A 13,943-nucleotide genomic window follows, 5' to 3' on the forward strand; every position below is an offset into this window, starting at 1 on the left:
GTTTTGGGTTAAGCGGAATTCTCAGGGCTTTGGAGCGCGATATTGCTCATATTATTCGTCCCCAATAAACTTATGTCACAACCTCTTCTTTGTATTATTAAACTAATTATTTCTGAACGACAATCCACTTGCCTTCACATTATCGTACCGATGTCACCTGCAGTTCATCAGCCACATCGTAGAAGACTGGTTTCTGCCACGCCAACATGTCATCAGTCAGCTGCAGCTTCACAATGCTTTCTCGATTATATGGTTCAAAGTAGTACGTGCGACTCTCACAAACCGCTGCTGCGCGATAAACAGAATACGTTTGCTGATGGTCTGTGTTTCTCGGTACCGCGACACCATCCAATAAGTGCCAACTACTGATAATGGCATCGTCTTCATTAAATGGTTGATTGGCCCGTTCTTTGAAGTAAGCCGCACGAATAAAACGTGACGACGGACTATAGGAACCAGGTGGAATCGACTTACCCGATAAGTTACCGGTAGTGACCTTGGCGGTATTTAACGGAACCTGCCCCGCCAGAAATTCAGGAGTAAATTCCATATAGTCAGTTAATCGGTCAATCTGTTTTTCGAAATTGGGTACGTTTGTCAAAATTCCCAGTGGGTCATCGACAATCCGCATTGGCATAATCGTCGGTTCAATGGCCACCATTCTTCCAGTGCGGTCAGCCACTGCAAAATGCAGTTCTGCCTGTCCATACTTACGATCACTGTACGTGTCAGCCATAAGTTCGACCTCGTCAATGTGTGCTTCAATCTCTGCCACCGACCGAAAGTTACCTAGCAACCAAAATGCAAACTCATAAGGCGCCAGTTGCACTTTGTCGTCACGCCGCTCAATGGCACGTTTGGAACCATTGGCAAACGTCAATTTCTGTGCCGTCAGCCCCCATTCATTAACGCCATCAGACATGTCGATACGATGTGGTAATTGAAACGCACTGCCGACAATCGCGTACTGATTTTTATGCACACGATTGTCAAAATCGCTTTGCCATTCGTAATTCCGTGGCACAAACGTTGGTCTGACATCAAGCGTCGGCCAATCCATCGTCCGTGATAGTACGTGGGTTCCGTCACAGGCAATTTGAAAAATACTGGTACACATAAGTGTTAAGCCTCCAGCTTACTGGTTTGACGTCGATTATGGCTCAGATGCAAGTAAGCAATAAAGTGAAACGCAATGCCTGCCAACAACAAAATCCCGCCAATCCAATTGGACCAAATTGAGGTGATGATTGCTAGTCCATACAACACCATTGACCGTAAAGGATCCATTTTAATACCACGATCAAACACAAAGTGGTTCTTGTCCATCATCTGTTGATGGGTGTACAGATAGCGATACATCAAGTAGTAAACGGAAGAGATGAATAACGCCACTGCTGAATAAATCATAAACGACACGCGGATGTCCGCAGTATTTCGTTCTGCAATGGCTGTCGCTACCAGGCTCATTGGATAATCCAACAACGTGACACTAAACATTGATAACAAATTAATCAGGTTCAAATTTCGATCGATCACTCTCAAGCTCGCGAAGTAATCGTGGTGAAAGAGCCATAATGTCCCAACATAAAAGTAAGAGACTGCATAAGCCAAAAATTCCGGCCACTGTTGCGCAATTGCCGCTGCTAAATGGCCTTGGTGATATTCTGGAACGTGAAATTCCAATACAAGAATCGTAATCAAAATGGCAAAAACGCCATCACTAAATGCTTCCAAACGTGATTTAGACATCATCGATCAATTTGCTCCATTTTCTGGTTTAACAACGTAATGGACGCGATTATCTGCCGTCCTGTGAGCGTACAAACGTTGCGTATGATCTTCATCAAAATAACCAAGGTCTAGCATTGTTTGCCCATCAATCGTGGCCTCGCCATGATACGCATCCAGCAAAAAACCACGAATATTGAACGCTTCCGCCATCAAGGCATCTGTGCGTTCAACAGAGGCAGCTAAGGTGTATCCCTCATCCAACATCAGTTTGATACCAGACACTTTTAAAAACGTGTCATACCCGTACAAACGCGACGTATTACCATCTTCGCGCTCTTTAGGCTTAATGTATCCCTTTGATTCCCAATACCGAAGTTGACGAGTTGACACATTCGTCATTTTGCTAATCTGGCCAATACCGAAAATTAAATTCGCCGTGCTAAAAATTTTACCATTACTGGTGTCGCGCAAACTTGTTCGCGCCATCCACCCACCTCCAGGTTAATGCGTGTTGCTGAACTTCATTATGCTGTCCACAGTAACATTACTGTCCTACTCTTCTGGATATAGTTCCTTAGTCATCTTACGGTGCCAAATGTTAGCTTCCAAAAATGGTTGACCATAAGCTTCAAAACTTTGTTTGGCATAAAAACTGATAGCCGTTTCCTGCGCTTCTAGATATAACGTCTTGAAACCATTTTCCTTGGCATCAGCCGTAATCTGATTGATCAGCGCGACGGCGTAACCACGGTGCCGTGCCCAGTCAATGGTTGCAACCCGTTGAATCTGAAGTAGATCATCATCTAAGGCTTTGACCCTCGCCGTCACGACCGGTGTGCCATGATCGTAACCAACATAGTGCGTTGCGTCTTCGTCATGACCATCCAACTCTAATTCCTTATCAATACCTTGTTCGTCGACAAAAACAGCTAGGCGGACGGATACAGCATCTTCGTAAACCTTGCCGTCTGTTCCCTTAAGTTGTTCAATATCAAGTTCTGGTTTTTCTTCTTTCTTCTTACCCCAGTGAAATAAACTCATTAATTGCTCCTTAGTTATTTTGTTATTTATATTGATGTCGTGAGGCTACGCAGCCAAAACGTGTCACTGCCGCCCAGAACGCTGTGCATAACCCGAAGCTGATGAGACCCAAGCAAAGACCGCTTGATTCTCGACTGCTACATAGCCATAACGCGCTCTCAGCCCTAAAAGCCTGTGCACAACTGAAACTGACGATTGCACAGGCAAAACTACTACGTAGCCAAAACGTGTCACTGCCGCCCAGAAGACTGTGCATAACCCGAAGCTGATGAAAACCAAGCAAAGACCGCTTGATTCTCATCACCTCCACGTTATTGCTCGCCTTCTCCCGGGCTTCGTGAGCACTCTACTTTTCGTTATACCCCAACACCGTAATCTTCTGATCGTCGAGGGAAAGGCGGGTTACACTGCCGTTTTCTGGACGGACGCTGAGATCGTACTTGCCGCCACCGTAACGCTCCATCAGACTGAGCAACGTATTGCCGTGACTGATAACTAGTACATTATCGCCATCAGAAAGATCATCGTTTTCACGAATTAAATCAAAACCACGATCGATTCGCTGCCAATATTCATCGTTACTTTCAGCATCATGAAACGGATCGGCCTCTTTCATGAAGTCCTTCGCCTTGGCAATTGAATATTTTTCTTCGATTTCTTTAAACCCATTTAATCCATGTGGACGGCCGACTTGGTCCCACACATAATTCATGTTTTCGCCTTCAAACGAACCATAGAACTGTTCGCGGAAAAACGGACTGCTAATCGGCTGTTTGACATTTGAAACATTATTTTCAGTCAAAATCGTTGCAGCCGTTTGTTGCGCCCGCGTTGTGTCAGAACAATAGGCCGCGGCAAACGACACATTAGCTAACCGTTCACCAGCTGACTTAGCATCTGCTAGACCCTTGTCGGTCAGCGGTGAATTGCTCCAACCCTGCAGTTTGTTATAAATATTAAAATAAGTTTGTCCATGACGGACTAAATACAGTGTCACTGATGCCATGTTAATAACCCCCAAATTTTAATGTTTTCTAGACTCTATTATACACGACGGTGCCGCTGTTAAGTAAAATTGACGGGCTTCTTTGCGGAACGTAAACATTCTTTAGCCGGTTAAAGTTTGCGTAAGGTCAATTTGCCAATAGTGAACAGCCATTGGCCGACGTGGTAAACTATGTCATATGCTTTTTGACGAGTAAATTTAAAAAGAGGACCTTGATTCATGCGTAAGCTGCAAGCAAAACTTAACACCCGAATCGGTTTGTTCTGGCTTCTGGTCTTTGTCTTTTGGGCCAAAACGATGTTGGCATACGCGATCGACTTTCACATTTCCATTAGTGATCCCGTCCAAGCCTTCATTGTCGCCATCAATCCGATTGGAACCAGCCTTCTATTATTCGGCCTCGCTTTTTATGCACGGCGGGCGCGGTTCTTCTATCCAATCTTGACGTTAACCTACATTTTAAATACTGTCTTACTTTATCTGAATGTGATTTACTTCCGTGAATTCACCGATTACATGACGGTTTCGACAATGACTGGCTACGACAAAGTCAATCAGGGCTTATCAGGCAGTTCGCTCGCCCTGACCATGCCCCATGATGTCCTTTATTGGCTGGACTTAGTCATTTTAATTCTGCTGTTTGCCTTTCGTTGGTTGAAGTTTGACAAACTAGCACTGCCGAAAAAGACCGGCTTCGCCGTGACGTCGTTTGCTCTTATGTTTATTACATTTAACTTAGCTGTTGCTGAAATGGACCGCTCTCAATTAATGACGCGGACGTTTGACCGGACATATGTGGTTAAGTACCTCGGACTAGACTTTTTCACCGCTTACGATGGTGCTAGTGAATGGCACACATCCTCAATGCGGGCCGCGGCCACCAAGTCTGAACTAAAGGATGTCACTGACTTTACGCAAAAACATTATGCCGCTCCAAATAAAACAATGTTTGGTGCTGCTAAGGGCCGCAACGTGATTGTGATTCACCTTGAAAGTTTCCAACAATTTTCGATTGACCAAAAAGTTAATGGTAAAGAAGTCACGCCATTTTTAAACAGCATTTATCATTCTAAGGATACCTATGCGTTTGATAATTTCTTCCATCAAGTGGGCCAAGGGAAAACGTCTGACGCAGAAAACATGCTAGAAGCAGGTACGTATGGTCTGCCACAAGGATCGTTGTTTGCCCAACTGGGCAGCGACGAAACCTTCCAGGCCGCACCGGCGATTCTCGAACAGTCACCTGAAAAGTACACCACTGCCGTTTTCCATGGTAACGTGCCAACATTCTGGAACCGAAATAACGTATATCCAAATTTAGGTTATCAATACTTCTTCTCACAACCGTATTACAACCACAGTGGTGATCGTTCTATGGGTTATGGCTTGAAGGACAAACTGTTGTTTGACGACTCCGTGAAGTACCTCCAGCATCTGCAACAGCCGTTTTACGTTAAATATCTGACCGTTACAAATCACTTCCCGTTTGAACTAAGCAAAGAAGACCAGGATCCCAACTTCAAAACAACGGACACCGATGACTCCGCGGTGAATAACTACTTTGTCACGAACCACTATCTGGACCAATCCGTTGAAGAACTGTTCAACTTCCTGAAGTCATCAGGGCTTTATAACAAGTCAATGATCGTCATCTACGGGGACCATTACGGAATTTCCAATTCAGAAAACAAGAATCTCGCCAGTGTCCTTGGGAAGGACCCAGACGATTGGACCAATTTTGACAACGCCCAGCTACAGCGTGTGCCATTTATGGTTCATATTCCGGGCAATGGTCATGGTAAGATCGAGCATCAATATGGTGGTGAAATTGACGTTGAACCAACACTGCTCCACTTATTGGGCATCAACTCCAAAAAGTATGTTCAGTTTGGTACCGACCTCTTCTCCAAACACCATGATCAGGTTGTGGCCTTCCGAAATCAAGACTTTGTGACACCGACTTACACGTCTCTTTCTGGCACCATTTACAGCAACAAAACTGGTCAACCAGCTAATCTAACGGCTGCACAGAAGAAACATACAGCCGCTGAGCAGGCCAAGGTGACTAAGGAACTGAGCCTCTCTGATTCATTGAATCAAAAGAACCTATTGCGATTCTACAAACCAGATGGTTTTACCCCAGTTGACCCTAGCAAATATAAGTACACGAAGGGGTTACAGAAAGCCGAGCAGATCGAACGCGATCGCGGTGTCGGTAGCACCTCGCTGTACAGTCAAAATGGTAATAAATCAATCGAAGGCTTATATCACACGGATGCTCCTGAGGTTGATGACAAGGGTCGTTGATCCATTTCAATACCACACAAATACCCATCGCAAACGGAAATTAACCATTGCGATGGGTATTTGTTTACTTCTAAATTGTCTACGACATAACATTCTTGATTACAACCGCTACGCTGACCGAAAACGCCGTTCCGTTGGGACCGGTCTCAGCCTCCTTAAACCCGGAGTCTTTAACCTTGATTATGAGCCGAAACCCACGTCTCATAAGTCATCCCGCAACACTAAACGGCTAAAGTTCCGCCGCCAAGTGTGGCCGACACGGAACTTTGTCTTCGGTCAGCTCCACTCACATAGTAGATTGTTGGTTGCCTGCCAATTTAGTGCTAAAAATGCTACGTACAAAATTTCCAGTTATATCAGCTGGATGGCGCCAGCATTGACACCAAGCCGTGAAGGTAACGTTAATTCGGTGGTTTTCTCGAATTTAGGTTACGGACGGTCGGAAAGACTCGCGGTCTTCACGAGGCTTTACGGCGAGGTGAAAGACGGGGCACTTCCGGCTTGAACCGGTCCCACGGCGAGCGTGTCAATGTTGGCAACTGTAAGCGACATAACTAACGGGTCGGAAACGTTTGAAAGGCAACTGAACCGCCGAAAAGCAACCCATTTCCAGTAAATTCTGGAAAATTCCGTTTGGCATTGCGGCCCCGCTCACCTGTCAGTAAGAAAATGGTGATGGCGATAAAGATAACGGCTAGGATAACAGTCATCCACCAGTCAAACATCCCTGGCTTACCCATCGTCTGGGTGCCACTGCTCATAAACGCAAAGCTATCAACGCTGAAATGGAACAACATCGGCCACCACAAAGCACGTGTGTACAAATACAAAGCGGCTAACAAACAACCGATACTGGCTGCCGACAGCGCCTGTTCAAACGTAGCTGACCAGCTTTGCCCCTGAAGTGCGTTTGGCAGATGAAACAGGCCAAACAAAATACTCGTGACAGCCACGGACCAACCAAACTGATGTCGTGAAAACTCAAACGCACGCATCAGGAGACTAAGCGTGGCAAAGCGAAGTAGCCATTCTTCCACGATTCCAGGTTCCACTCCGTTTAACATCATCTTGAATGTCGGTGACTTCATGTGAAAGTCGAATTTCCACAGTGTTCTAAACGATGTTCCTGCGTCAAAACTATTAAAAATGACGTAGCCAACACAAAACAATGCCAGTAAAACAACGATCCACCACTGTGCCGTTCTGGAAAACCCAAATCGAGGCAAACGGAATCCCCAAACTTTCATTGCAAAGCCCGTAATAATCACGAAACTAAAGGCACCGACAAAACCACTGGTTGCCAGGTCTTTTACTACTGGCGCCAATGTCTTTTCAAACGCCATGACCGCAATTTCTGGCGCAGCCACGATGACCTCAAACCCAACTGAAAAGAGGACCACTATCCGGCCAACCAATGATTCAATACGGCCGTATGCAAACACGCCGATAGGAATATAAACCAGCAATGACATGATAAAGACTACGATTGCAGCACCATTAGCATTAACGTGTAACCGCTTCACACAGATAGCCGCCAATACCCAAAGTACCAATGAAACCGTCACCGTCTGAACAAATACTTGGCCATAGTGATTAAAACGATACAGAAAACGTTTGAACCAATGACGATTTGCTAATGTTTCCTCATTTGGGGCCAACAAAATCAATCCTAATAAATTCAATACCAGCATCACATCCAGTAGCACCACCAGCGTAGTTCGACTTTGATGGAGTACAACACGCCCTGCAATCAAAATAAGCTCTTGAATGATTACCTGCACGAAAAACCAGCGTCGCAATCCTATGTTTGTCGTTAACCCCTGTCTTGCCATATCCGCTCACCTTCGTTTTAGTAATTTCGTGTTATTCGATAACGGAAATTTCCAATCATTTATTAAAGTTTTATCGGTCACTTTAATTTTGCTGGAATCCTCTTATGATTTTATAATCATATCACTAAAAATATATCAACGTGCTGATGCGAGGCAATCATAATAAGAGATTAAAACCGCGATGATGAGAAAGAAGCAATCTACTTTTTTGTAGAATGCATTATTTACCGCCAACAGTTGAAAACAACCGTTCATCTCACACTCCCGTTATGTCAGAAACTGACATTTAAACGATGTGCAAGCTTGTAACTATGTGAACTGGAGGGCGCTAACATTGATACCGAGCCGTGAAGGTAACGTTAATTCGGTGATTTGCCCGAATTTAGGTTACGGACGGTCGGAAAGACTCGCGGTCTTCACGAGGCTTTACGGCGAGGTGAAAGACGGGGCCCTTCCGGCTTGAACCGGTCCCACGGCGAGCCTGTCAATGTTGGCAACCGCAAGCGATCAGATAATCACCGTTTTCCAGCGCACAAAAAAACACCAACACGCTATAAATATCCGCATTGATGTCTTTTTTATTCGAAGGTCGGTAAGGATGCACCAAGTTGTTCAATTAGTAGATTGTAAAATTAATCCGAACGCTGTTCGGACAAAAAAGATCAGCTTCCTTTAAAATGGTGTTTACAACAAACCCATCTTTTAGGAGCTGATCTTTTGTCTAGTATAACCTATTCCGAACGAATTAAAATCGAAACCTTTTGTGAACTAGGGCTGTCCAATATCCAAATGGGCGTTCGGCTGAACCGATCACCGTCAACAATTTCTTATGAATTATCTCGATGTCAACCTTATCAGGCTGAATTAGCACAAACAGATGCCGAATACAAGCGATCACGATGTGGTCGGAAAACTAAGCTGAGCGATGAGTTAAAGCAAACAATTCTCAACCATTTACATCTAAGCTGGTCACCAGGAATGATTGCTCACGAATTTAAACTAGCGACTAAATCTATTTATAATTGGCTAAATCAGGGGAGAATTGGTTTCTCCTTGAATGATCTACCTGAACATGGCGTACGCCAACGGCGTAACGTTGACCAACGATCCAAATATAATCAATCTTTGGGGCGATCGATTGAACAGCGTCCCATGATGATTAATCAACGTAATCGCATCGGTGATTTTGAACTAGATACCGTCGTTGGCCCTCGTGGGCATAGTAAGGCAGTTTTATTAACTTTAATCGATCGCAAATCACGGTTCCTTTGGGCATATCGGTTAAAGGACCGAACGACAGCGAGTGTTAATGAAGCACTGACTAAGTTCCTAACAACTTTTAATGGACCGGTGCACAGTTTTACTGTGGACCGTGGTACTGAGTTTAGTGGGCTAGTATCATTTGAATCACAATATGGTATTAAGACCTATTACTGTCATGCTTATACGCCAGCTGAACGTGGTAGTAATGAACGCTTTAATCGGAATTTACGTTATTTTTATCCTAAGGGGACTCGTTTTGAGCACATTAGTGCTCAAGATTTAACGACGACGTTACTCCAAATTAACCAGAGACCGCTTAAAATACTTGACTGGAAAACACCGTATCAGGTTATGCTGACCAATTTGTCCAAAAATTCGGATTAAATTTGCAATCTACCAATTAACTTAATTGCATCATCGATTTTTTCAATTGAAATGGTGTCACCTAAACTTTCAACTGATTCACGAATTGACTTTTCAATCTTGTGATGCAAACGAACACCCTTATTGGTTAAGAAAACCAATTTGGTTCGGCGGTCATCAGCGGTTGTTTTCATTTCAACCTGATCGTCCTTTAACAGCTTACCAATTTGTGTCGAGACAACGCTCATTGAAAATGGCGTTTCCTTGGTAAGTTGCGACACGGTGATGCCTTTGTTTGCAGCGATTCGTCTCAACAAAACGGCTGTTTGTAAATTAAGGCCGAAATGATTAACAAAATTAATTGCCGCACGATTAGCAACATAAACTTCGTTAACGTAGTGATCACACAATACTGCAACCATTGCATCAACATTTTCCTGATTATTCATTGGTTCGGACATTACGAGAACCCCTTTTCTCAAAAATTACTGTAATAAACCCAGTTGTCTTTGATCCACTTATAGCTTTGCCCAAGTGATTAAAGTTAAACTTATGAAATGAATTGTACTTAATTGTAGTTGAGAAACCTAAAAAATACCATAAACTTATTAATATTATACCCATTTAACCAAATTTATTGCATAAAAAAAGAAACAATAATGCCTAAACTTGGCGTTATCGTCCCTTCTTCAACTAAATTAAATTCATTTTACGTTAATTTGCTCATGATGCTCTGACCACGGATAGGCTTTAACGACGCCGACAACTTTGCTCTTCGGTACGAAGCCATAGTACCGACTGTCGTTTGATACCGCACGATTATCCCCGAGAACAAAGTAACTATCCTTAGGAACTTTAGTGACGCCAGCGTTACGTGTCCAGTTTTCATCATAGCTAAGTGTTTTTAGATTAAACCCTTTGTAGTCGTTACCGTTATGCGGCAAAGCTGTTAACGTACCAGCCTGTTGCTGTTTTTTGGTGATATAGCTCTGAGAAACAAACTTACCGTTTACGTATAACTTTCCATCAGCATGATAATCAATCGTGTCTCCAGGCATTCCAATAATCCGCTTAACATACATAACTTTAGTATCAGTCGCCTGTGGGTCCACACCGTAAGCCTTAAATACGATGACACGATCATGCTTTAATGGCGCCTGCTTAAAGGCCCACACCCGCTCGTCATTCTGAAGGTTAGGCAACATCGAGGGGCCGTCAACACGTACGTGTGCAATCAGAAGCCATTTAACTAACATTGCAATGGCAAAACCAATTAAAACTGGCCACACCCAGCTCATAACTTTTTTAATGTGAAGCACATCCTTTCACAGGGCTTTTACATAAATTAAAAAGACATTAGTAGATACCATTATAGCCGTTTTTCAACCGACATAAAGCGATAAAAACAATAATTGTCAGAAGTTATCGTTTTCACTGATTATTCGTTGGGTAAGTGAACCGACGTACTGTGCACTGGGCCACGGTGATGCGGATCAATAGCAAACGCAGCTGCGTGAACAGCCGTAGCTGCTTCGCCAAATCCTGTCGCAATTAAGGCCACCTTACCATCATAGCTGGCTGTATCGCCAGCGGCATAAATGCCGTCGATACTAGTTTTCATACTACCATCGACAGCCACTTGTTGCCGGTTTTGGTTAAACTGCAGGTCCCAGTTTTCAAACACGCTGTGATCAGAAATAAAGCCATAATTCACAACCAGATCGTCCACGGTAACCGCTCGGTGATTGTCAGTTTTCATTTCTTTTAAGTCGACTGTTACCTGATTGCCGTTTGCTGCCAGCCCGCTCACAAGATAAGGCGTAACCGTTTCAACACTGGATTCATTCAGCCTAGTCACGCTGTGTGGCAACGCTCGGAACGAATCCCGGCGGTGCATCAAATATACATGATGGGCCACCGGTTCTAACATCAACGCAATATCAATGGCAGTGTCTCCGCCACCAGCAATCATCACGTCATGATTCTTAAATTGAGCGACCTTCGGCACAAAGTACCATAGATTGCGCCCCTCAAACGCCTCTGCATTATCCACAGCCAGTTTACGCGGCGTGAAAGCACCATTACCCGTAGTGACCAAAACGGCCTTAGAATGGGTTACATCCTTGTTGGTCGTGATCGTGAAATCACCCAGTTGACCACTCACGTTAGTCACCGTTGTTTCCGTCTTTATCGTAACTGGGAATTCACTCGTTTGTGCCACTAACTTGTCGACTAATTCTTGCGCTGTTACATGGCTAAAACCAGCCACATCCAAAATGCGTTTTTCCGGATACAGCGTGGTTAATTGGCCACCGACCTGGGGCAAACTCTCAACAACTTGCGTTTTTAACTCCTGCAAACCTGCGTAAAAAGCAGCAAATAAACCGACGGGGCCGCCACCAATAATTGTTAAATCATACATTGTTTCATTCATTATTAAATCCTGTTATTCCTCTTCAAATGTGGGTAGTTTCAGCCGATGTTGTTGTTCAAACAAACGACCAATGCGCAACAACGCCAGTTCATCACCTTTGCGGGCGGTAAACTGAATGCCAATTGGTAAGCCTGCGTCAGTCACAAATGTTGGCAAACTGATAGCCGGTTGTCCTGTCAAATTAGCCTGTTGTGTAAATGGCGACAATGTCAGTGCCTGTTCAAAATAATCCCACAACAGCTGCAATCGCTCAGATGATTTCATCCGCGTCACATGATCAATTTGAGCATCTATATCTGGATCCACCAATGGATTGTCCAAACGTGGCGCTGGATAAGCAGACGTTGGGGTGAGGTACAGATCATACGTGTCCAAAAAGTCATTCATCTGTGCACTAGCCTGATCCCATAGACCCATTGCCTGACTATACTGTGCGCCAGTGACACCTAGCCCTGCCTGATAGATCAACCATGTCAATCGTTCCATATCGTCTGGCTCAACCGAACGTCCTAAGGCTTGATTAACGGAGTCAAACATCGCAGCTGTTTCAGCACCATTCATCATGTAGTAAGACCGCATGAGTGCCACACCATCCAATGGATTGCTCTTTTCGACCACTTCGTAGCCCTGTTCCCGTAAGAATGTCACGGCGTCTTCAACTGCCTGCACAGCCGCCTTAGAAACAGGCGTACCGACGGGGGATTTTGTACTGTAAGCAATTCTCAGATGAGCCGGCTGATCCCAGAGTTGCGCAGCGAACCCTTGTAGGTTAACCGGCGTACTAAATGGCGCCTCCGGTTGGTACGTTTGCAGCCAGTCTAATAAGGCTGCTGTATCGCGAATTGAATGCGTCAACGCAAAATTAATGGACGCGCCAGCCCAACCACGCCAGCCATCAGGACCGACAGGCACTCGCCCACGTGTGGGCTTCAATCCGATCAAGCCGGAGAATGAGGCTGGTATACGAATCGATCCGCCGCCATCATTACCGGCAGCCAATGGTACATAACCGGCCGCAACACTTGTCGCTGCGCCGCCTGATGAACCACCCGGATAATAGTCGCGATCCCACGCATTCCGCGTTTTACCGTACAGCACCGGATCAGTAATGTTTTTGAAGCCAAACTCTGGCGCATTCGTTTGACCAATTATGATAAAACCAGCATCTTGCAATGCTGCCACAAAATTATCTGTTTGACCCGCAATTTCATCTTTGAATAAGCGTGCACTCAGCGTGGCCGGTTCACCCTTCAAATTTTGGCCGAGATCCTTCAATAGCAGTGGCACGCCTAAAAATGGCTGACCAAGATCCTGCAACTGGCGGGCCTCCGACAGCGCTTTTTCACGACGCGTGTGAACGACCGCGTTCAAGTCATTGTTGGTCGCTTCAATCCGCGCAAGAGCCGCTTTGACCAAGGCCTCACTGGTCACTTCACCATCGCGGACCCGCCGTGCTAATTCCAATGCATCTGCCATGACAATTCGCCTCCAAACGTTTGTTGATTGTTAGCTAAATTATACCGCATTCCATGTTTTGCATGCGATTTTTGAGTGACACATTGAGGATGTCTTCTGCACAGACATAACATAAATAAAAATAAGGCCAAATGACACATTTAATATGCATCATTTAACCTTATTTTTATTAATAGTGACAACAATTGTTATCACTCGGCACGCTTACCTATGTAAGCAACCACGTTGGAAAACTAGTTTTCGTCTTCCAACTTCTTTGCATCTGCATCAATCGTGGCAAAACCAGATTCTTTTGATTCTGGCTTCGGGTTCTTAGCACGATCTTCTTCGGCCTTTTCGATCAAAGCCTTACGTTCTTCCTTACTCAATTTAGCCATGATATTCGCCTCTTTTAAATGGAAAAGAAACGGGCGCCATTAAGTCCCACGCATTGTGGGGACGGCTCGTTAATTTCATTGTAGCGCTTTTATCAGATTTTGGTAAACTTTGT

The 13,943-nt window shown here is 44.6% G+C and carries 13 protein-coding genes; 2 read left to right on the plus strand and 11 right to left on the minus strand.

Going from position 1 to position 13,943, the window contains the following annotated elements; translation table 11 throughout:
* Positions 1–139: 139 nt before the first annotated feature.
* From ABUE36_RS11990 to ABUE36_RS12010, 5 genes are all read right to left on the minus strand, one after another.
* Positions 140–1,117 carry a linear amide C-N hydrolase gene (locus tag ABUE36_RS11990; RefSeq protein WP_161001559.1) on the minus strand — a complete coding sequence of 326 codons (978 nt, stop codon included), beginning with the start codon at positions 1,115–1,117 and terminating at the stop codon, positions 140–142.
* A gap of 5 nt (positions 1,118–1,122) precedes the next feature.
* Positions 1,123–1,752, minus strand: coding sequence for a TMEM175 family protein (locus ABUE36_RS11995; RefSeq protein ID WP_347877370.1), 630 nt, complete (start codon positions 1,750–1,752; stop codon positions 1,123–1,125).
* A gap of 3 nt (positions 1,753–1,755) precedes the next feature.
* Positions 1,756–2,217, minus strand: a complete 462-nt coding sequence (locus ABUE36_RS12000; protein WP_161001558.1) for a MerR family transcriptional regulator — start codon at positions 2,215–2,217, stop codon at positions 1,756–1,758.
* 66 nt (positions 2,218–2,283) lie between these two features.
* Complete coding sequence (locus ABUE36_RS12005; protein ID WP_017261499.1) at positions 2,284–2,772, minus strand: GNAT family N-acetyltransferase; 489 nt, start codon at positions 2,770–2,772, stop codon at positions 2,284–2,286.
* Between the two features lie 346 nt (positions 2,773–3,118).
* Positions 3,119–3,778: a histidine phosphatase family protein gene (locus ABUE36_RS12010; protein WP_161004489.1), complete on the minus strand. Its 660-nt coding sequence runs from the start codon at positions 3,776–3,778 to the stop codon at positions 3,119–3,121.
* 219 nt (positions 3,779–3,997) lie between these two features.
* Between ABUE36_RS12010 and ABUE36_RS12015 the strand changes: the two genes are divergently transcribed.
* Complete coding sequence (locus ABUE36_RS12015; RefSeq protein WP_161001556.1) at positions 3,998–6,085, plus strand: LTA synthase family protein; 2,088 nt, start codon at positions 3,998–4,000, stop codon at positions 6,083–6,085.
* Between the two features lie 554 nt (positions 6,086–6,639).
* On the opposite strand, the gene ABUE36_RS12020 is transcribed toward ABUE36_RS12015, so the two are convergent.
* A complete protein-coding gene (locus ABUE36_RS12020) occupies positions 6,640–7,917 on the minus strand; it encodes a CPBP family intramembrane glutamic endopeptidase (RefSeq protein ID WP_161001555.1) in 1,278 nt (425 codons plus the stop codon).
* Positions 7,918–8,634: 717 nt separating this feature from the next.
* Between ABUE36_RS12020 and ABUE36_RS12025 the strand changes: the two genes are divergently transcribed.
* Positions 8,635–9,564, plus strand: a complete 930-nt coding sequence (locus tag ABUE36_RS12025) for an IS30-like element ISLpl1 family transposase (protein ID WP_096109805.1) — start codon at positions 8,635–8,637, stop codon at positions 9,562–9,564.
* Here ABUE36_RS12025 and ABUE36_RS12030 read toward each other — a convergent pair.
* From ABUE36_RS12030 to ABUE36_RS12050, 5 genes are all read right to left on the minus strand, one after another.
* On the minus strand, positions 9,561–10,004 hold the full coding sequence (locus tag ABUE36_RS12030; protein WP_421016801.1) for a MarR family winged helix-turn-helix transcriptional regulator: 444 nt from the start codon (positions 10,002–10,004) through the stop codon (positions 9,561–9,563). The two genes, ABUE36_RS12025 and ABUE36_RS12030, sit on opposite strands and share 4 nt — an antisense overlap.
* A 243-nt stretch (positions 10,005–10,247) precedes the next feature.
* Entirely contained in the window at positions 10,248–10,841 is a 594-nt protein-coding gene (lepB, locus tag ABUE36_RS12035; protein ID WP_162855653.1) for a signal peptidase I, read from the minus strand.
* A 140-nt stretch (positions 10,842–10,981) separates the two neighbouring features.
* A complete protein-coding gene (locus tag ABUE36_RS12040; protein ID WP_161001839.1) occupies positions 10,982–11,977 on the minus strand; it encodes an NAD(P)/FAD-dependent oxidoreductase in 996 nt (331 codons plus the stop codon).
* Between the two features lie 12 nt (positions 11,978–11,989).
* Positions 11,990–13,453 carry an amidase gene (locus tag ABUE36_RS12045; protein ID WP_161001838.1) on the minus strand — a complete coding sequence of 488 codons (1,464 nt, stop codon included), beginning with the start codon at positions 13,451–13,453 and terminating at the stop codon, positions 11,990–11,992.
* Between the two features lie 233 nt (positions 13,454–13,686).
* The gene (locus ABUE36_RS12050) at positions 13,687–13,830 is read right to left on the minus strand and encodes a hypothetical protein (protein WP_162854132.1); all 144 of its coding nucleotides are present in this window, start codon (positions 13,828–13,830) and stop codon (positions 13,687–13,689) included.
* Between the last annotated feature and the right edge of the window lie 113 nt (positions 13,831–13,943).

It is taken from the genome of Furfurilactobacillus cerevisiae, from assembly GCF_048961765.1.
GTDB lineage: Bacteria > Bacillota > Bacilli > Lactobacillales > Lactobacillaceae > Furfurilactobacillus > Furfurilactobacillus milii_A.

Excerpts from the sequence above, each read along its gene's own strand:
- ABUE36_RS11990 (WP_161001559.1), bottom strand. The coding sequence starts at position 1,117 with ATGTGTACCAGTATTTTTCAAATTGCCTGTGACGGAACCCACGTACTA.
- ABUE36_RS11995 (WP_347877370.1), bottom strand. The coding sequence starts at position 1,752 with ATGATGTCTAAATCACGTTTGGAAGCATTTAGTGATGGCGTTTTTGCC.
- ABUE36_RS12000 (WP_161001558.1), bottom strand. The coding sequence starts at position 2,217 with ATGGCGCGAACAAGTTTGCGCGACACCAGTAATGGTAAAATTTTTAGC.
- ABUE36_RS12005 (WP_017261499.1), bottom strand. The coding sequence starts at position 2,772 with ATGAGTTTATTTCACTGGGGTAAGAAGAAAGAAGAAAAACCAGAACTT.
- ABUE36_RS12010 (WP_161004489.1), bottom strand. The coding sequence starts at position 3,778 with ATGGCATCAGTGACACTGTATTTAGTCCGTCATGGACAAACTTATTTT.
- ABUE36_RS12015 (WP_161001556.1), top strand. The coding sequence starts at position 3,998 with ATGCGTAAGCTGCAAGCAAAACTTAACACCCGAATCGGTTTGTTCTGG.
- ABUE36_RS12020 (WP_161001555.1), bottom strand. The coding sequence starts at position 7,917 with ATGGCAAGACAGGGGTTAACGACAAACATAGGATTGCGACGCTGGTTT.
- ABUE36_RS12030 (WP_421016801.1), bottom strand. The coding sequence starts at position 10,004 with ATGTCCGAACCAATGAATAATCAGGAAAATGTTGATGCAATGGTTGCA.
- lepB (WP_162855653.1), bottom strand. The coding sequence starts at position 10,841 with ATGAGCTGGGTGTGGCCAGTTTTAATTGGTTTTGCCATTGCAATGTTA.
- ABUE36_RS12040 (WP_161001839.1), bottom strand. The coding sequence starts at position 11,977 with ATGAATGAAACAATGTATGATTTAACAATTATTGGTGGCGGCCCCGTC.
- ABUE36_RS12045 (WP_161001838.1), bottom strand. The coding sequence starts at position 13,453 with ATGGCAGATGCATTGGAATTAGCACGGCGGGTCCGCGATGGTGAAGTG.
- ABUE36_RS12050 (WP_162854132.1), bottom strand. The coding sequence starts at position 13,830 with ATGGCTAAATTGAGTAAGGAAGAACGTAAGGCTTTGATCGAAAAGGCC.